Annotated in this window: 16 protein-coding genes; 8 read left to right on the top strand and 8 right to left on the bottom strand. The window is 73.7% G+C overall.

What is annotated here, in order from left to right:
* Positions 1–167: 167 nt before the first annotated feature.
* The 4 genes from RIN80_RS12905 to RIN80_RS12890 form a co-directional block, all read right to left on the bottom strand.
* A complete protein-coding gene (locus tag RIN80_RS12905; protein WP_309095718.1) occupies positions 168–449 on the bottom strand; it encodes a DUF3040 domain-containing protein in 282 nt (93 codons plus the stop codon).
* Between the two features lie 384 nt (positions 450–833).
* Entirely contained in the window at positions 834–2,108 is a 1,275-nt protein-coding gene (locus RIN80_RS12900; RefSeq protein ID WP_309095717.1) for a cation:proton antiporter, read from the bottom strand.
* Positions 2,109–2,381: 273 nt separating this feature from the next.
* On the bottom strand, positions 2,382–3,845 hold the full coding sequence (locus RIN80_RS12895) for an L-fucose/L-arabinose isomerase family protein (RefSeq protein ID WP_309095716.1): 1,464 nt from the start codon (positions 3,843–3,845) through the stop codon (positions 2,382–2,384).
* A 34-nt stretch (positions 3,846–3,879) separates the two neighbouring features.
* Entirely contained in the window at positions 3,880–5,142 is a 1,263-nt protein-coding gene (locus RIN80_RS12890) for an MFS transporter (RefSeq protein WP_309095715.1), read from the bottom strand.
* Positions 5,143–5,350: 208 nt separating this feature from the next.
* Here RIN80_RS12890 and RIN80_RS12885 point away from each other — a divergent pair, with 208 nt between their 5' ends.
* Positions 5,351–9,370: a glycosyl hydrolase gene (locus RIN80_RS12885; protein WP_309095719.1), complete on the top strand. Its 4,020-nt coding sequence runs from the start codon at positions 5,351–5,353 to the stop codon at positions 9,368–9,370.
* A 174-nt stretch (positions 9,371–9,544) separates the two neighbouring features.
* Here the strand turns inward: RIN80_RS12885 and RIN80_RS12880 are convergent, their stop codons facing one another.
* Positions 9,545–10,567, bottom strand: a complete 1,023-nt coding sequence (locus tag RIN80_RS12880) for a LacI family DNA-binding transcriptional regulator (protein ID WP_309095714.1) — start codon at positions 10,565–10,567, stop codon at positions 9,545–9,547.
* 120 nt (positions 10,568–10,687) lie between these two features.
* Positions 10,688–11,101, bottom strand: a complete 414-nt coding sequence (locus RIN80_RS12875; RefSeq protein WP_309095713.1) for a helix-turn-helix domain-containing protein — start codon at positions 11,099–11,101, stop codon at positions 10,688–10,690.
* 77 nt (positions 11,102–11,178) lie between these two features.
* Between RIN80_RS12875 and RIN80_RS12870 the strand changes: the two genes are divergently transcribed.
* Genes RIN80_RS12870 through RIN80_RS12860 form a run of 3 tightly spaced genes read left to right on the top strand, consistent with a single transcriptional unit; the run spans position 11,179 to position 13,874 of the window.
* Positions 11,179–12,030: a class I SAM-dependent methyltransferase gene (locus RIN80_RS12870; protein ID WP_309095712.1), complete on the top strand. Its 852-nt coding sequence runs from the start codon at positions 11,179–11,181 to the stop codon at positions 12,028–12,030.
* Positions 12,031–12,081: 51 nt separating this feature from the next.
* A complete protein-coding gene (locus RIN80_RS12865; protein ID WP_309095711.1) occupies positions 12,082–12,792 on the top strand; it encodes a ThuA domain-containing protein in 711 nt (236 codons plus the stop codon).
* Complete coding sequence (locus RIN80_RS12860) at positions 12,762–13,874, top strand: Gfo/Idh/MocA family oxidoreductase (protein ID WP_309095710.1); 1,113 nt, start codon at positions 12,762–12,764, stop codon at positions 13,872–13,874. The genes RIN80_RS12865 and RIN80_RS12860 overlap by 31 nt, the downstream gene beginning before the upstream one ends.
* 5 nt (positions 13,875–13,879) lie before the next feature.
* Here the strand turns inward: RIN80_RS12860 and RIN80_RS12855 are convergent, their stop codons facing one another.
* Positions 13,880–15,358, bottom strand: coding sequence for a glutamate--cysteine ligase (locus RIN80_RS12855; RefSeq protein ID WP_309095709.1), 1,479 nt, complete (start codon positions 15,356–15,358; stop codon positions 13,880–13,882).
* Positions 15,359–15,480: 122 nt separating this feature from the next.
* On the opposite strand from RIN80_RS12855, the gene RIN80_RS12850 reads away from it, so the two are divergent.
* From RIN80_RS12850 to RIN80_RS12840, 3 genes are all read left to right on the top strand, one after another.
* Complete coding sequence (locus tag RIN80_RS12850; RefSeq protein WP_309095708.1) at positions 15,481–16,647, top strand: MFS transporter; 1,167 nt, start codon at positions 15,481–15,483, stop codon at positions 16,645–16,647.
* Between the two features lie 142 nt (positions 16,648–16,789).
* Positions 16,790–17,668, top strand: coding sequence for an SDR family oxidoreductase (locus RIN80_RS12845; RefSeq protein ID WP_309095707.1), 879 nt, complete (start codon positions 16,790–16,792; stop codon positions 17,666–17,668).
* Positions 17,669–17,711: 43 nt separating this feature from the next.
* Positions 17,712–18,440: a maleylpyruvate isomerase family mycothiol-dependent enzyme gene (locus tag RIN80_RS12840; RefSeq protein ID WP_309095706.1), complete on the top strand. Its 729-nt coding sequence runs from the start codon at positions 17,712–17,714 to the stop codon at positions 18,438–18,440.
* 28 nt (positions 18,441–18,468) lie between these two features.
* Here RIN80_RS12840 and RIN80_RS12835 read toward each other — a convergent pair whose 3' ends face one another.
* Positions 18,469–18,864 carry a MarR family transcriptional regulator gene (locus tag RIN80_RS12835; RefSeq protein WP_309095705.1) on the bottom strand — a complete coding sequence of 132 codons (396 nt, stop codon included), beginning with the start codon at positions 18,862–18,864 and terminating at the stop codon, positions 18,469–18,471.
* 87 nt (positions 18,865–18,951) lie between these two features.
* On the opposite strand from RIN80_RS12835, the gene RIN80_RS12830 reads away from it, so the two are divergent.
* Complete coding sequence (locus tag RIN80_RS12830; RefSeq protein WP_309095704.1) at positions 18,952–20,433, top strand: MFS transporter; 1,482 nt, start codon at positions 18,952–18,954, stop codon at positions 20,431–20,433.
* Positions 20,434–20,480: the final 47 nt, after the last annotated feature.

Genomic DNA, 20,480 nt, shown 5'->3' with positions numbered 1-20,480 from the left:
CCCGCCGGCGGAGTACGAGCTGTCGGCTGTCCACCGCGCTCCTCCGGCAGCTGGCCGAGGGCAGCGCCGACGTCGCCGATCTCCTGGGGTGGGGCCGGGAGCACGCGGCGGAGGGCACTCCCGCGCCTCAGGAGCACCCGGCGCTGCTGCGGAAGTGGGCCGGGCTGTTACCTCGGTCCGCGGTGGACCTGGCGGGCCGGGTCCGGGTCGACCAGCTGTGCCGTCAGGCCGGCCAGGACCAGTCCGCAGGCGATGAGCAGGCCCTGGGACAGGGCGATGCCCGACCCGAGGACGGTCACACCGAGGGCGAGGCCCCACCAGGCACCGGTGCGCCGGTACTGCCTGGGCCGGACCGGGCGGCCGGACCGCAGGGCGCGGGCGAATCGGGGGTCCTCACGCTCCAGGTGCGCTGCGAGATCGACCAGACGTTCGTCTTCGGGTGGGGGCACGGCGACTCCTTCCGGAACCCGGCAGCGCTGGGGGGAGCAGGGCACGGCCGACGCCATGACACGTCCTGGGTGCCGGGCCCTGTGACGGTGCGACGGGGGACAGCCTGCCGCCGCCGTCCCACCGGGGCTTCAGCGTCTCCCCCCTCCAGAGGCGTCCGCCATCAGGCCCTGCCCCCATTCTTCCCGGTGGCCGCACCCCACGAACGCCGGGCGGCGGGGCGGGTGTTCGCGCCACTCATGGGTGGTGTCACTCATGACAACGCCTCCCGGGCCGTCACCGAGCGGGAGCAACCGCGAGGAGAGCACTGCGCCGCGGGCTCCCCCGCGAATGCCGCGATCCGGGGCCCCCTTGGTGCCGCGGCCCGAGGCTCCCCCGCGATGTCCTCAGCGCTCGGCCTCGGCGGGCTCGGGCACGGAGGGCGTGCCCCCGGCCGGGGTGTCGTCCGCCGGGTCCGGGGCGCCCCGGTCGGGTGACGTGCGGCCGGGCAGCAGGCCCTGGCCGGCCCGCAGCGCGCGGGCGAGCAGGTGGGCACGGCCGGCGGCGATGGGCCCGAGGACCGCGAGGACGAGGACGTACCCGGCGATGAACGGGGCGAGGCGGGCGTCCAGTCCGGCGGTGGCGGCCATGGCGGCCAGGATCAGCGCGAACTCCCCGCGGGCGACGAGCGTGGTGGCGATCTCGGCGGCGGGCTCGGTGCCGTAGCGGTAGACGCGGGCGACGAGGAGGCCCGCGGCGACGTTCATGACGACGGTCAGCGCGGCCGCGGCGGCGACCGGGCCCGCGACGGACAGGATGTCGCCGGGGTCGATGGACAGGCCGAAGGCGAAGAAGAAGATGGCCGCGAAGGCGTCGCGCAGCGGGTGCACCAGGTCCCGGATGCGGGGGCCGGAGGGTGTGCCGGCGAGGATCAGGCCGACCATGAACGCGCCGATGGCGTCGGCGACTCCGAGGACCTCGGACACTCCGGCCACCAGGACGGCCGCGCCGAGGAAGCTGATGACCAGGAGTTCGTCGTCGCGGGTCGCGATCAGGCGGCCGACCAGGCGGGTGCCGTAGCGGGCCGCGGCGGCCAGCGCCAGCAGGAAGCCGAAGGCCTTGGCGCCCTGCAGGATCACGTCGCCCATGCCCTGCGCGCCGCTGATGACCGGCTGAAGCGCGGCGAGGTACAGGGCGAGGAAGATGTCCTCCACGACGATGACGCCGAGGATGAGCCGTGTCTCGGGGCGGCCGATGCGGCCCAGGTCGATGAGGATCTTGGTGACGATGGCGGACGAGGAGATCCCGAGGACACCGGCGAGGACGAGGGCCTCCCGGACCCCCCAGCCCAGGGCGAAGCCGAAGGCCAGGCCCGCGCCGACGTTGAGCAGCAGGTAGATGCCGCCCGCGGTCAGCAGACGCCGGCCACCGCTTCTGAGGTCGTCGAGGTGGAACTCCAGGCCCAGGTAGAACAGCAGCAGCACCAGTCCGAGCGCGGAGAGCATCTGGAAGTCGTGTGCGTCCTCGACGATGACCAGGCCCGGGGTGTGCGGTCCGAGCAGGATGCCGGCGAGCATGAACAGCGGGATCGTCGGGAGTCCGATCCTGCCGCCGAGGCGGGCGAGGAAGGCGGCGGCGAGGAAGGCGCCGCCCATGGCGAGCAGGCTGTCAGCGTGTCCCACGGGTCACCGCCTTCGTGGGCGCGCGGCGGGCGGATCGTTTCATCGTGCGGGGACGGATAAGGGCTCCTCCTTGTGGGCGGTGCGGGGGGCGTCGTCGTGCGCCGCACGGCCGACGGCCGTCGGCTCAAGCGCGGGCGGCTCGGACGACGCTGCCAGCCTCACACGGGCACCGGTGGCGTGGCCATCGGTGCCCGCACCCATATCCGGACGGGGACGGACACCCATCCCGTCCCGTACTGCCGTTCCGTACTGCCGTTCCGTACTGCCGTCCCGTCAGACGTGCCGGTGTCCGATGCCCAGCAGGCTCGCCGCCGCCCCGAAGTCCTCGGCGTGGTGGCCGACCGCGAGGGACCAGTGGTGGCCCACGCCCGTGGCGCTCCACGCGTCGACCCATTCGCCGGGATCCCGGCCGAAGTCGACCCGGCTGGTGGTGTTGCCGATCTCCAGCAGCGGTCCGGGGACGACGGTGCCCTCGGAGGTGACGAAGGACAGGCTGCCATCGGCGTCCTGGCCCAGTCCGAGCAGGGTGACGGGCCCGTGCCGGACGTCGAACTCCACGCTCACGCCCCAGCCGCGCTTGCCGTGATAGACGCCGAGGCCGCGCAGCAGCGGGTCGCGGGAGGCGACGGCGAGGTGGGCGGGCCCGTCGTGGCCCATCTCCACCACGCCATCCTCGAAGTTCAGGGCCTGGATCTCCGTGAAGGACCCTCCGGCACCGATGCTCTGGGAGGCCAGCTGGGCGACGGAGGTGCGCAGTTCGTACTCGCCGGCGGCGGGCACGCCCCGGGCGGTGAGCAGGGAGGCGCCGAGGATCATGCCGGCGCCGAGCCGCTCGTGCAGTTCGCCGTCGAGGCCGCGGTGGTAGTAGGCGAGGCTGTCGAGCGCGAAGTCCGCCACGAGCCGGTCGAGGGCGACCGAGACGGTCGCTCCCCAGGCGAAGTCCTCCTCGTCCACGCTGTCGTCAAGGGTGAAGACCTGCCGGGCGAGCGCCATCCGCTCCCGCGTCTCGGTCTCGGTCACCCGCTCGACGCGGTGCCGCAGGTCGTCGAACTCCAGCACCTCCACGTGCGAGCCGAACGTCGCGGCCAGCAGGGTCGGGTCGGTCTGCACGTCGAGCATGCCGGGATACACGTGCCCCATGAGGCCGTGCCGGGCGTGCCGGAGCGCGGCACGCACGTGCGCGGCCCGGATCCACCGCTCGATGCGCCGCCAGGCGGACTCCTGCCGCAGCCAGCCCGACACCGAACGGAAGGGGACGCCGGCGCGCCGGAAGACGTTGCCGACCTCGGGGACGGGGCACTGCCCGCAGTAGGCCAGCCAGGCGCCGGTGTCGAAGGAGGCGTGGTCCATCCGCTCGGTCGGCTGGAGGTCGATGACCAGCACGGGGGTGTGCGAGCGCCGGGCGATCGGCAGCACCATGGAGGAGGTGAGGTAGGTCGTCAGGAACAGCACGATCAGGTCGCAGTCGGCGCGGCGCAACTGCTCGGCGGCGCGCGCTCCTTGTTGCGCGTCGGAGATGAACCCGGCGTCGGTCACCTCCGCGTCCATGGCCCGGAACCGCTCGGCGACGTAGGCGGCGGACTCCTTCAGTTGGGGGAGGAGTCCGGGGAACTGCGGCCAGTAGGCGCCGAGTCCGCCGGCGACCAGCCCGATGCGGGTGGGGCGCCGGGTGACCGGTGGGAGCAGGTCGTGCAGGGCGGCGGCCCGTACGGGCATGCGGTCCGCGGTCGTTGCCATGGTCGTGCTCCTTGTCGGGTCGGTCTGCTGCGGCTCAGGGGCTGGTGACGCGCAGGTCCGCTCTGCCGGGCACCGCACCGGGGGCGCGCGGGACCAGGACGCGGATGACGAACACGCCCGCGAACGCCGCGGCGGTCATGCAGGCGGTGATCGTCCAGAGCAGGACGGCCGGGCTGTGGTCGGCGAGGGCGGGGGTGAAGAACGCGGCGACCGCGAACACGCCCCGGGACAGGGCGTAGGTGAGGCCCTGCGTGGTGCCTCGGGTGTCGGCGGGCAGGGTGAGCTGCGACCACACCTTGTAGTTGGCCTCGCCGGCGAAGGGGTTGGAGAGCTGGTAGAGCACGAAGAACACGAGCATGCCGGCGAGGGCGCCCGCGGTGAGGGACGCGATGACGAACGCCAGGATCTGCACGACCGCGGCCACATGGAAGAGCCGGTCGCGCCAGGGGGTGTCGGCGACCCGGACGAAGGCGAGGGTCAGCAGGACCCCGATGGGGATGAAGGCCAGGTTGATGCCGGTGGCCAGGCTCTGGGAGGCGTCGCTGACGGTGACGAGGAGGTAGGTGCCGAACTGGCCGAAGGTGTTGGCGCCGAGTCCCCAGGTGACGTAGAAGACGAACGTCGCGGCCATCGGCAGCAGGGCGGCGCGGGTCCACACGCTCTTGAGCGGGATGCCCTCCGGGGCGTCCCGCGGCTCCGGGAGGGCCGTCCCGTGCCCGGCCGGCAGTTTCAGCCGGGAGCGCAGGGCCCAGGTGACGAGCGCCGCGACGGCCAGTTGCCCGGTGATGAGCCGGGCCCCGGTCATGCCGGTGGTGGACAGGACGAAGCCGAGGAAGACGGCGACAGTGATGCCCAGCATCCACATGACCTGCGTGAACGCCACGAGTCTGCCCCGCGCCCAGGAGGGTGCGGCGTCCGACACCACGGCCAGGGAGGTCGGCAGGTCGGCGCCCGCCGCCAGTCCCGCGACGAAGACGCCGATCAGCAGGGTGATGTCGTCAGGCGCCAGCGTGATGACGAGCGCGCCGAACGCGAAGCAGAAGATGTCCCAGTTGTAGACGCGTCGGCGGCCGAAGAGGTCGGCGAGCCGTCCGCCGACGAGGGATCCGACGGCGATGCAGCCGGTGACGAGCGCGCTGACCGCCCCGGCCGTCCACACACCCATGTCGTAACTGTCGCGGTAGATGGCCAGGTTGACGGAGATGCTCACGATCAGCCCGGCGTCGAGGTAGGAGGCCATGCCCGACAGGGCGGCGGCCTTCCAGAGCGGTTTCGGGATGGGGCGGGTACCGGCCATGCTGCGACTCCGTCGTCTGGTGACATCGCGGTTCCGGGGGCCTGGTCGCAGCGAATATAGGGCGCCGAAAACGTTGCAACAAGGTGTCGCGCACGGATGCGTGGGATGACGTCGGCGCACCCCATACCGTTCCCGGCCCTGGCGTGACTTCTCCAGCTCGCCTACGGTGAGAGCGGGATAAAAACGTTTTAGGGGAAGGACCGTGTCCGTGCTCTCCCCCGCGCTCCGGCAGCTGTTCGACGACCCGCCGCGCGCGTTCGGCCCCACGCCCCTGTGGTGGTGGTCGGGCGCGAAGGTCACCCGCGATCGACTCGCCTGGCAGCTGCGGGCGTTCGCGCGGGGCGGTGTGCACAACCTCGTGATCATCAACCTGGCCCCGGCCGGCCCGGCCTTCGGCGCAGGGGCCGACGACCCGGCCTGGTTCAGCGAGGAGTGGTGGGCCCGCTTCGTCGAGGCCTGCGAGATCGCCGGCGAACTGGGCACGCGCCTGTGGTTCTACGACCAGATCGGCTTCTCCGGCGCCAATGTGCAGGGGCAGGTGACGCGGCGTCACCCCGAGGCGGCCGGGCTCGCGCTGCGCTGCCGCGCCGTGCGGGTCCACCGGGGCAGGGTGGGCGGCCTGCGCGAGGCCGGGACGCCCCTGGCCGCTTACGATGCGCGAGGCCGGCGCCTCGACCTCGGCGCGGACGGGGCCGTCGGGGCCGGTGACGGGACGCAGGTGCGGCTCGTCACCGCCGTCCCCACCGCGTTCGACTACCTGGACCCGCACGCCGTCGGCCTGTTGATGGACACGGTCCACCACGAGTACGACCGCCGGGTGCCCGAGTACCTGGGCACCGTCGTCGCGGGCAGCTTCCAGGACGAACTGCCCGGCACGAACGCCTGGAGCCACCGCTTCGCCGAGGAGTTCCGCACCCGGCGGGGCTACGACCTGCTCGATCATCTGCCGGCGTTGTTCGGCACGGACGCCGGGGTGCCGGAGGGGAAGGTCCGCGCCGACTACTACGCGGTCCGGGCGGAGCTCACCGAGGAGGCGCTGTTCCGGCCGCTCGCCGACTGGCACCGAAAGCGGGGCCTGCTGCTGGGCAGCGACCAGAGCCACCCGGCCCGCGCGGGCCACCCGGCGCAGTCGACACAGATCTACACCGACTACTTCCGCACCCACCGCTGGTACAGCGCGGCGGGCAGCGATCACCACGGCGACTCCAAGGTGCACTCCTCGATGGCGCACCTCTACGGCCACGAGCGGGTGTGGATCGAGGCGTTCCACTCCTCCGGCTGGGGCGGCACGCTGGAGGAGACCTATGCCTGGCTGCTGCCGTTCCTGCGCAGCGGCGCCAATCTGTACAACCCGCATGCCAGTTACTTCGGCACCGCGGGCGGCTGGTTCGAGTGGGCGCCGCCGTCCACCGACTGGCGCCAGCCGTACTGGAAGCAGTACCCGGCCTTCTCCCGGGCCGTGACGCGGATCTGCTCGATCATGTCGTGGGGCGGCTACGCGGCCGACGTGGCGGTGCTGCACCCCACCGCCACCATGCAGGCGCTGCTGCCGCTGGACGCGCCCGTGCGGCACTTCGGCGACGGCCGGCTGGGCGAGGGACACGCCGCCGCCGACGAGACGCAGCGGCACTACCTGGACCTGTGCGGCACGAACAACTGGCTCGCGCCGCACGCCGGTTCCCTGGACCGGCACGGGATCTCCTTCGACGTGGTCGACGACGACTCGGTGCGGCGCGCCGGGATCGCCGATGGCGCCCTGCGGGTCAGGGACCTGGCGTACCGCGCGGTGCTGCTGCCGTCGGCGAGCGTGCTGGAGGAGGTGACGGCGCGCCGGCTGGCCGAACTGCTCGACGCGGGCGGGCGGGTCGTGGTCGTGGGGCGTCCGCCCGTGACGGCGGCGGGCCGGTCCGGGGACGACTCCGTGGTGGCCGCGCTGACCGCCCACCGGCGGTTGGAGCGGGTGCCCGACCCGGAGGCCGCGGCGGCCGTGCTGGCCGATGTGGCCGGGTACGCGACGGGTGAGGTGCCGCTGCTCGTCCGGCGGCGGGGCGGTGAGGGGGTGGCCCTGGTGACGGCGGCCTTCCCGGAGATCGGCCCGCACCCGCTGCGGCCCGGCGCCGCCCCGGCCGTCGCCCGTACGTCGACCGTGACCGTGCGGGCCCGCCTGGCCGAGGCCGAGGTGTGGAACCCGGCGACCGGCTCCCGCCGCACCGCGCGGGTGACGGTCTCCGGCGACGGCACCGTCTCGTACGTCGAGGTGCCGCTGGAGGGCGCGCCCGCCGTGCTGGTCGTCTGGCGCGAGGGACGAGAGGCGCCCGAGCCGGGTGACCCGTCCGCACTGCCGGAAGCACCCACGTCGGACGGACCGAACCGGTCGGACGGACCGAACTGGTCGGACGGACCGAACCGGTCGGACGGACGGCGGCCGGGCGGCCGGGTCGTCGACCTGTCGGCCGGCTGGCACGGCCGGCTCGTCCCCACCCTGGACAACACCTGGGGCGACTTCGCCCTGCCCCCGGGTGCGCCCGTGGACGAGCCGCAGATCTGGACCATGGAGTGGACCGAGGGCACGGGGTGGGAGCGGACCCGGGCCACCTACGGCAACCGCGTCCGGGTCCTGCCCCCGGTCCCGGCCGGCGAGGCTCCCGAACCGCTGGACGCCGCGCTCGCGGAGCGGATCCTGGCCGGTGAACTGCCGCTCGTGCCGCCGGAGTCGGGCTGGGAGCTCGCGGTGTTCTCGTCGAGCCGCGGTGTGCCGGACCAGGGCGGGCTGCTGGGCACCAAGGGGCTGGTGAACGAGGAGTTCGTACGGGTGCCCGTGCCGGGCGGCGGATCGGCCGCCCGGGTCCGGGCGATCGTGGAGACCGGCCGGCGGGGGCCGGCCGAGCTGCACGTGGGCGCGGAGGCGGTCAAACGGGTGTGGTGGAACGGCGAGCCGCTGACCCCGCGGGAGCACGGGTACGTGGCCTCCGCGCCGGTGACCGTGACCCGTGAACGGAACGTCCTGGAGTACGAACTGTCCGGCGCTCAGGACCGGCCGGCCACGATCTCCGCCACCGGCGGCACACCGCTCGGCAGCTTCTTCTGTCTGTCCGGGCCGGGCGGGCTCGGGCCCCGGCCCCGGTTCATGCGCCTGCCCGACGGAGTGCGGCCGGACGGCCCGGTGACCTACCGCGCACGGCTGCGGGCCCCGGCCGGCGGCGCCCCGGCGGTACTCGTCGTGGGGGCCGCCTCGGCGGTCGCGGTGCTGCTCGACGGGGACGTGGTGGCCCGGCAGGAGAAGGTGGAGTACTACGAGGCGGACTGGGGCGCCGTCGCGATGTTCTTCCGTCACGCGCCGGTGCTCGGGGCGGGCGAGCACACGCTGGAGGTCGTCGCCGCCACCCCGGACGCGGTGTTCGTCGACCTGGTGGTGGGGTCCGGCGCCGAGGCGACGGCCCTGGTGAGCGGCGCCGGCTGGGAGGCCGGGGCGGGGGCGTGGCGGGGCCGGACCGTCGAGGACGAGCGCAGACGCGGGGAGCTGCGGCACTGCCACGCGACCGTGCGGCCGCACCCGCTGCCGGACACCGCCTGGCTGACGGGCCGGCCGGTGCCGGACGGCACGGTGTGGCCGTCGCGGACGACCGACGACGTCCGCGCCTCGCCCCAGCGTTTCCGGTTCACCGTGCCACCGGGAACGGTGTCGCTCCACCTGCCGTCGGCGCTGCACGCGCGCGTGCGGGTCGGGGACGGCGAGGAGGTCTCCCCGGCGGGCGACCGTCTGACGCTTCCCGAGCCCCTGGCGGTGCCCACCCGGGTCGAGGTCGTCACGGAGCCCACGGCGTTCCTGCGCGGCGGGTCCGCCTGGCGCGGGCCGGTGCGGGTGCGGGTGGTGCCGGCGCCGCTGGCGCTGGGCGACTGGCGGGAGCTGGGGCTGGGCGGCTGGAGCGGGGGCGTGACGTACGAGCGGGCGGTCCGGGTCCCGCCGGGGCCCGATCCGGTGCTCGATCTGGGACGGGTGCGGGGCAGTGTGGAGGTGTCGGTGGACGGGGAGGCGGCCGGGGAGGCGTTCTGCGCGCCGTACCGGTTCCCGCTGCGCGGTGCGGCCGGGCGGACCGTGCGGCTGGAGGTGACCGTGCGCGGGACGCTGGCCCCGTATCTCGCGGAGGCCACTCCGACGCGGTGGGCCTTCGCATCCCAGCTGGCGTCGGGCCTGTTCGGGCCGGTGACGCTGCGGCTCCCGTCGTAGGCCGTCTCCGCACCGTCCCTCCGTCCGCCCGGAGGGCGGGCCCCGCGGCGTCCGGTGCGTGCTCTCGGCGTGCCGGACGGGGTCCCCCGTACTCGGGTGTACTCGGGACCGGGGCAGGCGCGGCGAGCGTGCGTGCCGGGCGTCGGGGGGCAGAAGGGGCTGTGCGGACCCGGCCTAGGGCCGGTCGCCGGGCGGGCGGGTGGAGTCGCGCAGGACCAGGCCGGGTGCGAAGACGCGGGTCTCGTGGACGTGGTCCGCGCGGGCCTCGATCTCGTCGAGCAGCATCTCCACGGCCGCCCGGCCGAGGTCCTCGACCGGCTGCCGGACCGTCGTCAGGGTCGTCGCCCCGAAGTCGGCGATGTCCAGGTCGCCGTAGCCGACGACCTGGACGTCCTCGGGGATGCGCACGCCCCGTTCGGTCAGGCCCCGGCACAGGCCGGCGGCGAGGAAGTCGTTGGTGCAGAACACCCCGTCGGGCAGCTCCTTCAGGCCGCGGGCGATCTCCGTGCCGTACGCGACGGTCATCCGCTCGGCGACGACCTGGTCCAGTCGGGCCTCGCGCCGGCTGCGCACGGCCTGCCGCGCGCCCTGGTAGCGGTCGGCGCACTGCCGTATGCCGCGCTCGCCGTTGACGACGAGGATGTCGCGCGCCCCGCTGTCGAGGAGGTGCTGGACGGCGATGCGGCCGCCGGCGATGTCGTCGACGGAGGCCGAGCAGCCGTCCCGGTCGGGCATGGCGCGGTCGGCGAGGACCAGCGGGATGCCCCGTTCGCGCAGCCGGGCCAGCCGGCCGGGGTCGGCGCCGAGCGGCACGACGACCACGCCGACCGCCCGTTGCCGGACGAGCATGCCGAAGTAGCCCTGTTCGCGTGCCGGGTCGTCCCCGCTGTGGCACAGGACGAGCGAGTAGCCGTGGTCGTAGGCCGCGTCCGCCGCACCGCGGGCGATGCGCGCGTAGAAGGAGTTGGTGACGTCGGGCAGCACCAGACCGATCGCGCTGGCCCGTCCGGTGCGCAGTCCGGCGGCTCCGGGGTGGGGGACGTAGTCGAGTTCGGCGACGGCGACGCGGACGCGCTCGGCGGTGCGGGCGTTGACGCGCTCGGGCCGGTTGAGCACGTTGGACACCGTGGACACCGAGACGCCGGCGGCGGCCGCGACGTCCTGGATGCGGGCGGGGCGTGCCGGAACGGCGTCCACCCCCTCGCTGTTGCGGCCGTGCGACCAGGTACGACGGTGACCTTCCCGGGCGCCGCAAGTATAACGTGGAACGTTTTTCGCATGGCGCGGACCAGGATGGACCAGGCCCGCGGCGGCCGGTCAGCGACCCGGCACGTGCCGTCCCGGTGCGGTCGCCTCCTCCAGGAGGCGGCGGAAGGTGGGGCATTCCAGGTGGCTGGGCGCCGGGCACGCGGCCGCATGCCGCAGGGAGTCGCGCAGCGCGCCCAGTTCGCGGATCCTGCGGTCCAGTTCCTCCGCCTTGTCCGTGAGCATCCGCCGGTCGATGCGCGGTCGGCCGTCCGGTGCGAACATGCGGCCGATCTCGTCGAGCGAGAAACCGGCCGTGCGGCCCAGCGCGATCAGCGCCAGCCGCTCCAGCACACCCGGGTCGTACTGGCGGCGCAGGCCCCGCCGGCCGGTCGAGGCGATCAGCCCCTTCTCCTCGTAGAACCGCAGCGTCGAGGCGGGAACCCCGGCGCGCTGCGCCACCTCGGCGATGTCCAGCTCCGTCATTACCTTGACCTCAAGTCGACTTGAAGTAGAACGCTGTCATCCCCGTCCGACGAAGGCAAGCAGGAGGAGCGACGACCATGAACGCCCCGCGCAGGAGCGACGACGAGCAGGCCGCCCGCTGGAACGGGCCCGCGGGACACGCGTGGCTGGATCTCCAGGAGGTGCTGGACGGGATGTTCCGGCCCTTCGAGGAACTGCTCGTCGAGGCCGTGGCGGCGGAGGGTGCGGCCGGCGTGCTCGACGTCGGGTGCGGCACGGGCGGTGTCACCCGGGCCGTCGCGCGACGGGTCGGTCGCTGCGTCGGCATCGACCTCTCCGAGCCGATGATCGGCGCCGCCCGCGAACAGGCCGAACGGGAGGGCGTACCGGCGGTCTTCGTCCGGGGCGACGCGCAGGAGCACGCGTTCGAGCCGGCCGGTTTCGACGCCGTCGTCTCGCGCTTCGGCGTCATGTTCTTCAGCGATCCCGTCCGGGCGTTCACGAACCTGCGCGGTGCCGTCGAGGACGGCGGCGCCCTGCGGCTCGTGGTGTGGCGCGGTCCCGAGGAGAACCCGTTCATGACGACGGCCGAGCGTGCCGCGGCGCCCTTCCTGCCGGAGCTTCCGCCGCGCCGGCCCGACCAGCCGGGGCAGTTCGCCTTCGCCGACCCGGAGCGGGTCCGCCGGATCCTGGCGGCCGGCGGATGGGCCGGGATCGAGCTCCGGCCGGTCGACGCGGTCTGCACCCTGCCCGAGAGCGAACTCGAGCGCTACTTCACCCGGCTCGGACCCCTCGGCATGATCCTTGCCGAGGCGGACGAGCGGACCCGGGCGCGCGTCGTCGACACGGTCCGCCCCGCGTTCGAGCCCTTCGTCGAGGGCCCGGACGTCCGTTTCACCGCGGCCTGCTGGGAGGTCCGCGCCCGGGCCGTCCCCGCGAAACTTTCGTGAGGCTCTGCCCCCTTTTCGGAGCCCGGGTGGCCCGCGCATAGTGAGATCACGATGACGCAGAAGAGAGCGCTGGTTGTCCGAGGCGGTTGGGAAGGCCACGAGCCGGTCAGGGCGACGGAACTGTTCCTGCCCTTCCTCCGGGACAACGGATACGCCGTCCGGGTCGAGGAATCGACCGACGTCTACGCCGACACCGCCGAGATGGCCCGCACCGACCTCGTCGTGCAGTGCGTGACGATGTCGCAGATCACGCCCGAGCAGCTGGCCGGACTGAGTTCGGCGGTCGTCGCCGGCACCGGCTTCACCGGCTGGCACGGCGGCATCGCCGACTCGTTCCGCGCCTCGGCCGACTATCTCCACCTGGTGGGCGGCCAGTTCGCCACCCATCCCGGGAAGGAGCCGTGCGAGCGGCGGGGCGAGGCGGCGGACAACTTCCTGCCGCACACCATCAGCCTCACCGAGGCCGGTCGCGCCCACCCGGTCACGGCGGGCATCGAGGACTTCGACCTGCACACCGAGCAGTACTGGGTGCTCCACGACGACCTCGTCGACGTCCTGGCGACCACCACCCACCCGGTCCGGCCGTGGCAGCCCTGGCACCGGCCGGTCACCTCGCCGGCGGTCTGGACGCGCCGCTGGGGCACCGGGCGGATCGTGGTGACCACCCCCGGGCACAGCATCGACGTGCTGGAACACCCCTGTGTCCGCACCATCATCGAGAGGGGCATGCTGTGGGCGACGCGCACCGCGTCGGCGTCGTAGGGCTCGGGGTCATATCCGGCGCCTATCTGGACACGCTCGCCGGCCATCCCGCCGTGCGCGTCACCGCGGTCGCCGATCTCGACGCCGCCCGGGCGGCCACGGCCGTCGCCGCACTGCCGGGTGCGCGGGCGCTGACCGTCGAGGAGTTGCTGAGCAGCCCGGACGTCGACACGGTCCTGAACCTCACCACGCCGGCGGCCCACGCCGGGATCGCCCTCGGGGCGATCGCCCACGGCAAGCACGTCTACGGGGAGAAACCCCTCGCGGCGGGCCTGGAGGAGGCCCGGGCCGTCGTGGCGGCCGCCGCGCAGGCGGGCGTCCGGGTGGGGTGCGCGCCGGACACCGTGCTGGGCACGGGGATTCAGACGGCCCGGGCGGCCGTGGCGGCGGGCTCCGTCGGCCGCCCCCAGTTCGCCTCGGCCGTGATGGTCACCCCGGGCCACGAACGCTGGCACCCCCACCCCGACTTCTACTACACGGCCGGCGGCGGCCCGCTGCTGGACATGGGCCCGTACTACCTCTCGGCCCTGGTGCACCTGCTGGGGCCGGTACGTGCCGTGACCGGGGCGGCCGGCCGGCTGCGCGCCGAGCGTGTGATCGGTTCCGGGCCGCGCGCGGGCGAGCGGATACCGGTCGAGGTGGACAGTCATGTCTCGGGCGTCCTGGAGCACGTCGACGGCACGCTGACGACCCTGACGACGAGCTTCGACGGGGTGGCGACCACGGCGGCCCCGATCGAGGTGCACGGCGAGCGGGGCAGCCTCTCGGTGCCGGATCCGAACCGCTTCGACGGCGAGGTACGCCTCCACGCCCTCGGCGACACGCAGTGGCGTGCCCTGCCCGTGTCGGCGGGCTACGCGGACGGGGCACGCGGCGTCGGCCTGCTGGACTTCCTCGCGTCCGGCGGGCGGCGCGCGAACGGCGAGGTCGCCCTGCACGTGCTGGAGACGATGACCGCCCTGCTCCGTTCCGCGGCCGAGGGACGGCGCGTGGAGCTGACGACGTCGACGGCGGTGCCCGCGCCCGTGCCGCTGACGGCGGCCGCGGACTGGAGGGGACAGTCCGCCCCCGGTCGCGCGTGAGCCCGTCAGTCCACCGGCCAGGTGTGCGCGGGCGCGTTCATGTGCATGTAGTCCATGTACGTCCTGGTCATCTGCCGCAGCGCCTCGCGCCGGTCGGAGACGCCGGCCTTCTCCAGGTGGTGCACCGTCTCCGTCTGCCACAGCGCGCCGTTGCGGGCGGTGACGCAGCGCTGCTCGATGATGCCCAGCAGCGGCTCGCGCCACGCGGCGTCCAGGCCGGCCAGCTCCAGGCCCCGGTGGGCCAGGGGCAGCAGACGGCGCAACACCAGTTCCGTGACGGGCACTTCACCCACGCCGGGCCAGTACAGGCGGGCGTCGATGCCGTCGCGGGCGGCGGTGTGCAGGTTCTCCTCGGCGACCGAGAAGGACATCCGCGTCCACACCGGACGGTCCTCGTCGACCAGGGCGCGGGTCAGGCCGTAGTAGAAGGCGCCGTTGGCGATGATGTCGGCCACGGTGGGTCCGGCGGGCAGGACCCGGTTCTCGATGCGCAGGTGCGGGCCGCTGTCGGTGACCGCGTAGACGGGGCGGTTCCAGCGGTAGATCGTGCCGTTGTGGAGGGTGAGTTCGCCCAGCCGCGGGACGCGGCCGTTGTCGAGTTCCCGTTGCGGGTCCTCGTCCTCGCACAGCGGCAGCAGGGCCGGGAAGTAGCGGACGTTCTCCTCGAAGAGGTCGAAGACGCTGGTGATCCAGCGCTCCCCGAACCACACGCGGGGCCGGACGCCCTGCGCCTTGATCTCCTCGGGGCGGGTGTCGGTGGCCTGCTCGAACAGGGGGATGCGGGTCTCGCGCCACAGCTCCTTGCCGAACAGGAAGGGCGAGTTCGCCGCGAGGGCGATCTGCACGCCCGCGATGGCCTGGGCGGCGTTCCAGTACAGCGGGAACTCCCGGGGGGCGACCTGGAGGTGGAACTGGGTGCTGGTGCAGGCCGCCTCGGGGGTGATGGTGTCGGCGTACGTCGCCAGGCGCTCCACGCCGTCGACCGTGATCCGCAGGTCTTCGCCGCGCGCGGCGAAGATCTGCTCGTTGAGCAGCCGGTAGCGGGGGTCGCCGGAGAGGGCGGCCCCGCTCACGTCCGACTCCCCCAGCGTCGGCAGGATGCCCACCATGATCAGGTGGGCGCCCACGGCCGAGGCGCGGTCCTCGGCGTGGTTGAGGGCGTCGCGGATGGCCCGCTCCCAGTCGCCGGGCCCGCCGGTCGTCAGCTCCCGCGGCGGGATGTTGATCTCCAGGTTGAAACGGCCCAGCTCGCTGGCCCAGGCCGGGTCGGCGATCGCCCGCAGCACGTCGGTGTTGCGCATCGCCGGCAGCCCGTGGTCGTCGACGAGGTTGAGCTCGATCTCCAGCCCGACCCGGGGGCGCTCGCTCTCGAACCCGGACTCGCTCAGCATGTGCGCCAGCACTTCCAGGTCGGTGTGCATCTTCTCCCGGTAGCGGCGGCGGTCCTCGCGCGTGAACACCAGGGCCGGCACGTCACGTCCCATCGTGCCCTCCGGGGCTGGCTCGGCGGATGCGTACCGTCCAAGCCTCGCACCTTGTCCCCGGCCCCGCACCCACCTAGCCTGAGTTTGTGCCGCAAATAAACAAATCCCGAACGCACAGCGCCGTGCCGGGCAACTCCCTCACCCGACTCCGTGCCGCCCTCACCGTCTTCTTCGCCCTGGACGGCTTCGTCTTCGCCGGCTGGGTCGTCCGGATCCCCGCGATCAAGGAGCAGACGAACGCCTCCGCCAGCACCCTCGGCCTCGCCCTGCTGGGCGTGTCCGCGGGAGCCGTCGTCACCATGACCCTCACCGGGCGGCTGTGCCGTCGCTACGGCAACCACCGGGTCACCGTCGTCTGCGCGGTGCTGCTCTCGCTCAGCGTCGCCCTGCCCCCGCTCACCCACTCGGCCCTCACGCTCGGCCTCGTCCTGCTGCTCTTCGGCGCCGCGTACGGCGGGATCAACGTCGCCTTCAACAGCGCCGCCGTGGAACTGGTGGCCGCGCTGCGGCGGCCGATCATGCCGAGCTTCCACGCCGCGTTCAGCCTGGGCGGCATGACCGGCGCGGGGCTGGGCGGGCTGGTGGCGGGGTCCCTCTCCCCCACCCGGCACCTGTTGCTGCTCACGACCGTCGGGCTGGTGGTGACGGCCGCGGTCGGCCCCACGCTGCTGCGGCACGAACCGCCGGCGCCGCCCCGGCGGGAGCGGCAGGACGCGCCGCGGCGGCTGGACGGCCGCACCCGGGCCCTGGTGCTCGTCTTCGGACTGATCGCCGGGTGCACCGCCTACGGCGAGGGGGCGCTGGCCGACTGGGGCGCCCTGCACCTGGAACAGGACCTGGGCGCCACCGCGGGTGCCGCGGCCGCCGGTTACTCGTGCTTCGCGCTCGCGATGACGGTGGGCCGGCTGACCGGCACGACCCTCCTGGAACGCCTGGGGCGGACCCGGACCGTCGTCGCCGGCGGCACCACGGCGGCGGCCGGCATGCTCCTCGGCTCCCTCGCCCCCTCCCTGTGGGCGGCTCTGCTCGGCTACGCGGTCACGGGCCTCGGCCTCGCCAACCTCTTCCCCGTGGCGGTCGAACGGGCGGGTGCGCTGGCCGGGCCGAGCGGCGTGGCCACGGCTTCCACCCTGGGCTACGGCGGCATGCTGCTCGGCCCGCCCGCGATCGGCTTCATGGCGGACTGGTTCACGCTGCCGGCCGCGCTGACCAGCGTGGCACTGCTGGCCGCGGTCGCGGCGGCGGTCGGCGCGCTGGTGGGCCTGGCCACCCGCCGGGCCGGCGGCTGACCCGGAGACGGCCGTCCGGGTGAACGGCGGCCCGGAACGCAATCAACCCCCGCGCGGAGGTCGGCACCGTCGTGATCCTGGGTACCCGTGGCCACGCCCGATGTGATCACCGGGCCGTACGTCATCACCAGGAGGAAGACCCGTGACCGAACAGCAGCACCCCGGCGAGCAGCACCCGAACCCGGAGTTTCCCTCCCAGGACCAGCCGCACCCGGGCTGGACGGGGCCCATGGACCCGCCCCCGGACCACGGTGAGGAGTCCTACCGCGGCAGCGGGCGGCTCGACGGCCGCAAGGCCGTGATCACCGGCGGGGACTCCGGGATCGGCCGGGCGGTGGCCCTGGCGTTCGCCCGCGAGGGAGCGGACGTGCTCTTCACCCACCTCGACGACGAGAAGGACGACGCCGCCGAGACCGTCCGGCTGGTGGAGGAGGCCGGACGGCGTGCCGTGCCCGTCTCCTGCGACATCCGCGAGGAGGACAACTGCCGGGCGCTGATCGAGCGTGCGGTGGACGAGTTCGGCCGGATCGACGTCCTGGTGAACAACGCGGCGTACCAGATGTCGCAGCCCGACGGCATCGAGGCGATCTCCACCGAGCAGTTCGACCGGGTGATGCGCACCAACCTGTACGGCATGTTCTGGCTGTGCAAGTTCGCCCTGCCGCACATGCGCGAGGGCGGCAGCATCATCAACTCGACCTCGGTGCAGGCGTACAAGCCGAGCCCGCACCTGCTGGACTACGCGACGACCAAGGGCGCGATCGTCACCTTCACGCAGGGGCTGGCGCAGATGGTGATCGACCGGGGCATCCGGGTGAACGCCGTGGCGCCCGGCCCGGTGTGGACGCCGCTGATCCCGGCGACCATGCCGGACACGCAGGAGTTCGGCAAGCAGGCGCCCATCGGACGGCCCGCGCAGCCCGCCGAGATGGCGCCGGCGTACGTCTTCCTGGCCTCGCAGGAGGCGTCGTACATCACCGCCGAGATCGTCAACGCCACGGGCGGTACGCCGCTGCCGTAAAACCCTGCGCGGGTCGCGCGCCCCGTGCGGCAGACTCGGCGCCATGGAGACCGCCGAGTTCCTGCGAGCGCTGGAGACCGAGGGAAGGCTGCTGGCCGCGGCCGCCGAGCGGGCCGGGACGGACGCGAGGGTGCCGACCTGCCCGCGGTGGCGGGTGCGCGATCTGCTGCGGCACACGGGGGCGGTGCATCGCTGGGCCGCTTCGTACATCACCGAGCGGCACACCGAGCGCCGCCCGCTGCCCGAACCCGCCGGTCCGGACGGGGCGGAGCTGGTGGCCTGGTACCGCGACGCCCACCGGCGGCTGGTCGACGCGCTGGCCGGCGCCCCGCCCTCGCTGGAGTGCTGGGCTTTCCTGCCCGCGCCGTCCCCGCTGGCCTTCTGGACCCGGCGGCAGGCGCACGAGACGACGGTGCACCGGTTCGACGCGGAGTCGGCGCGCGGCGGCGAACCCACCGCCGTCGCGCCGCGGTTCGCGACCGACGGCATCGACGAACTGCTGCGCGGCTTCCACGCCCGTGCGCGCAGCCGGGTGCGCACCCCCGAGCCGCGCGTGCTGCGCGTGCGCACGGACGACACCGACGCGGTGTGGACCGTACGGCTGTCCTCCGGGCCGCCCGTGACCGAGCGGGGCGCGTCCGGGGAGGCCGAGTGCGAACTGTCGGGACCCGCCGGGGAGTTGTACCTGGCGTTGTGGAACCGCGCCCCCCTGCCGTCGGTCACGGGCGACCGGGCGCTCGCCGAGCTGTGGCGGAGGACGTCGGCGATCTGACCGGTCCGGGGCGGTCCGCCCGTCCGGCTCAGCCGTCGGCGAGCATCCGGGCCAGCACCGCGCGCTGCACGGGCAGCACCTCGTCGTGCAGCGCGCGTCCCGCGGCCGTGAGGGAGACGCGTACGCCCCGCCGGTCCTCGGGGCACATGCAGCGCTCGACGAGACCTTCCTTCTCCAGCCGCGCGATCAGCCGCGAGAGCGCGCTCTGGCTCAGGTGGACCCGCTCGGCGATCTCCTGCACGCGGTAGGCCGGGGTGCCCCTGGGCGTGCGGCAGCGGGCGAGGACGTCGAGCACCTCGAAGTCGCTGGCACACAGACCGTGGCCGTGGAGGGCGCGGTCCAGCTCGCACTGGGTGCGCGCGTGCAGCGCCAGGATGTCGCGCCACTGTTCCACGAGCGCCTGTTCGGCCCGCTTCGCCGTCATGCGCGGCACCGTAACAGAGAACCAAGATTGTTGCACTCGAATTAAATGCACTTGCATTTCATGCACACGCATGTAGCCTCTCGGGGCATGACCTCTCCGCTCACCACCCCGACGTCCGGCGGGCGTTGGACTCCCCGACTCTGGGGCACCCTGCTGGTGCTCTGCGCCGCGATGTTCCTGGACGCCCTCGACGTGTCGATGGTCGGCGTCGCGCTGCCGTCCATCGGCGCCGACCTCGGCCTGTCGACCTCCGCGCTGCAGTGGATCGTCAGCGGCTACATCCTCGGCTACGGCGGCCTGCTCCTCCTCGGCGGACGCACCGCCGATCTGCTGGGCCGGCGCCAGGTCTTCCTCGTGGCGCTGGGCGTCTTCGCGCTGGCCTCGCTGCTCGGGGGTCTCGTCGACTCCGGCCCGCTGCTCATCGCCAGCCGCTTCATCAAGGGCCTGAGCGCGGCGTTCACGGCCCCCGCCGGCCTGTCCATCATCACCACGACGTTCCCCGAGGGCCCGCTGCGCAACCGGGCGCTGGCCATCTACACCACCTGCGCGGCCACCGGCTTCTCCATGGGCCTGGTCCTGTCCGGCCTGCTCACCGAGGCCAGTTGGCGCCTCACCATGCTGCTGCCGGCGCCGATCGCCCTGATCGCGCTCGCCGCCGGCCTGAAGCTGCTGCCGCGCAGCGAACGGGAGAAGGACCACAAGGGCTACGACATCCCCGGCGCCGTCCTCGGCACCGCGTCGATGCTGCTGCTGGTCTTCACCGTCGTCCAGGCACCGGAGACCGGCTGGGCGTCCGCCCGCACCCTGCTGTCCTTCCTCGCCGTGGCCGTGCTGCTGACCGCGTTCGTCCTGGTCGAACGGCGCTCGGCGGGCCCGTTGATCCGGCTCGGCGTGCTGCGCTCCGGCAGCCAGATCCGCGCCCAGCTCGGCGCGATGACCTTCTTCGGCTCCTACGTCGGCTTCCAGTTCCTCGCGACGCTCTACATGCAGTCCCTGCTCGGCTGGTCCGCGCTGCACACCGCGCTCGCCTTCCTGCCCGCGGGCGCGCTGGTGGCGGCCTCCTCGACGAAGGTGGGCGCGATCGTGGACCGGTTCGGCACCCAGCGGCTGATCGCGGCCGGCTTCGCGCTCATGGTCGTCGGCTACGCGCTGTTCCTGCGCGTCGACCTCGACCCGGTGTACGCCGCGGTGATCCTGCCGAGCATGCTGCTCATCGGCGCGGCCTGCGCCCTGGTCTTCCCCTCCCTCAACATCCAGGCCACCAACGGCGTCGACGACCGCGAGCAGGGCATGGTCTCCGGGCTGCTCAACACCTCGGTGCAGGTGGGCGGCGCGATCTTCCTGGCCGTCGTGACGGCGGTGGTGACCGCGAACTCCCCCGAGGGTGAAGGCGCCTCAGCACAGGCCGTCCTCGACAGCTACCGGCCCGGCCTGGTGGTCGTCACCCTCATCGCCCTCGCCGGCCTGCTGATCACCCTCACCGGCCTGCGGACCCGCCGGAAGCGGCCGTCCGTCGTGGTCGCCGTGTCCACCCCGAAGGAGGCGGAGCGCGTCGCCGTACGCGACTAGCGCGATCCAGGGGGGCCGCCTCGCAGCGGGTGCCCGGCGGGCTGCCT

This window comes from Streptomyces sp., from assembly GCF_031181705.1.
In the GTDB taxonomy this organism is placed as follows: Bacteria; Actinomycetota; Actinomycetes; order Streptomycetales; family Streptomycetaceae; genus Streptomyces.
The sequence above is the reverse complement of the archived record's forward strand: the minus strand, read 5'-3'. Positions and strand labels throughout refer to the sequence as shown.

Bases quoted from the DNA above. Each gene is read 5' to 3' on its own strand.
- RIN80_RS12895 (WP_309095716.1), bottom strand. From the start codon at position 3,845: ATGGCAACGACCGCGGACCGCATGCCCGTACGGGCCGCCGCCCTGCAC.
- RIN80_RS12890 (WP_309095715.1), bottom strand. From the start codon at position 5,142: ATGGCCGGTACCCGCCCCATCCCGAAACCGCTCTGGAAGGCCGCCGCC.
- RIN80_RS12875 (WP_309095713.1), bottom strand. From the start codon at position 11,101: ATGACGGAGCTGGACATCGCCGAGGTGGCGCAGCGCGCCGGGGTTCCC.
- RIN80_RS12870 (WP_309095712.1), top strand. From the start codon at position 11,179: ATGAACGCCCCGCGCAGGAGCGACGACGAGCAGGCCGCCCGCTGGAAC.
- RIN80_RS12865 (WP_309095711.1), top strand. From the start codon at position 12,082: ATGACGCAGAAGAGAGCGCTGGTTGTCCGAGGCGGTTGGGAAGGCCAC.
- RIN80_RS12855 (WP_309095709.1), bottom strand. From the start codon at position 15,358: ATGGGACGTGACGTGCCGGCCCTGGTGTTCACGCGCGAGGACCGCCGC.
- RIN80_RS12840 (WP_309095706.1), top strand. From the start codon at position 17,712: ATGGAGACCGCCGAGTTCCTGCGAGCGCTGGAGACCGAGGGAAGGCTG.
- RIN80_RS12835 (WP_309095705.1), bottom strand. From the start codon at position 18,864: ATGACGGCGAAGCGGGCCGAACAGGCGCTCGTGGAACAGTGGCGCGAC.
- RIN80_RS12830 (WP_309095704.1), top strand. From the start codon at position 18,952: ATGACCTCTCCGCTCACCACCCCGACGTCCGGCGGGCGTTGGACTCCC.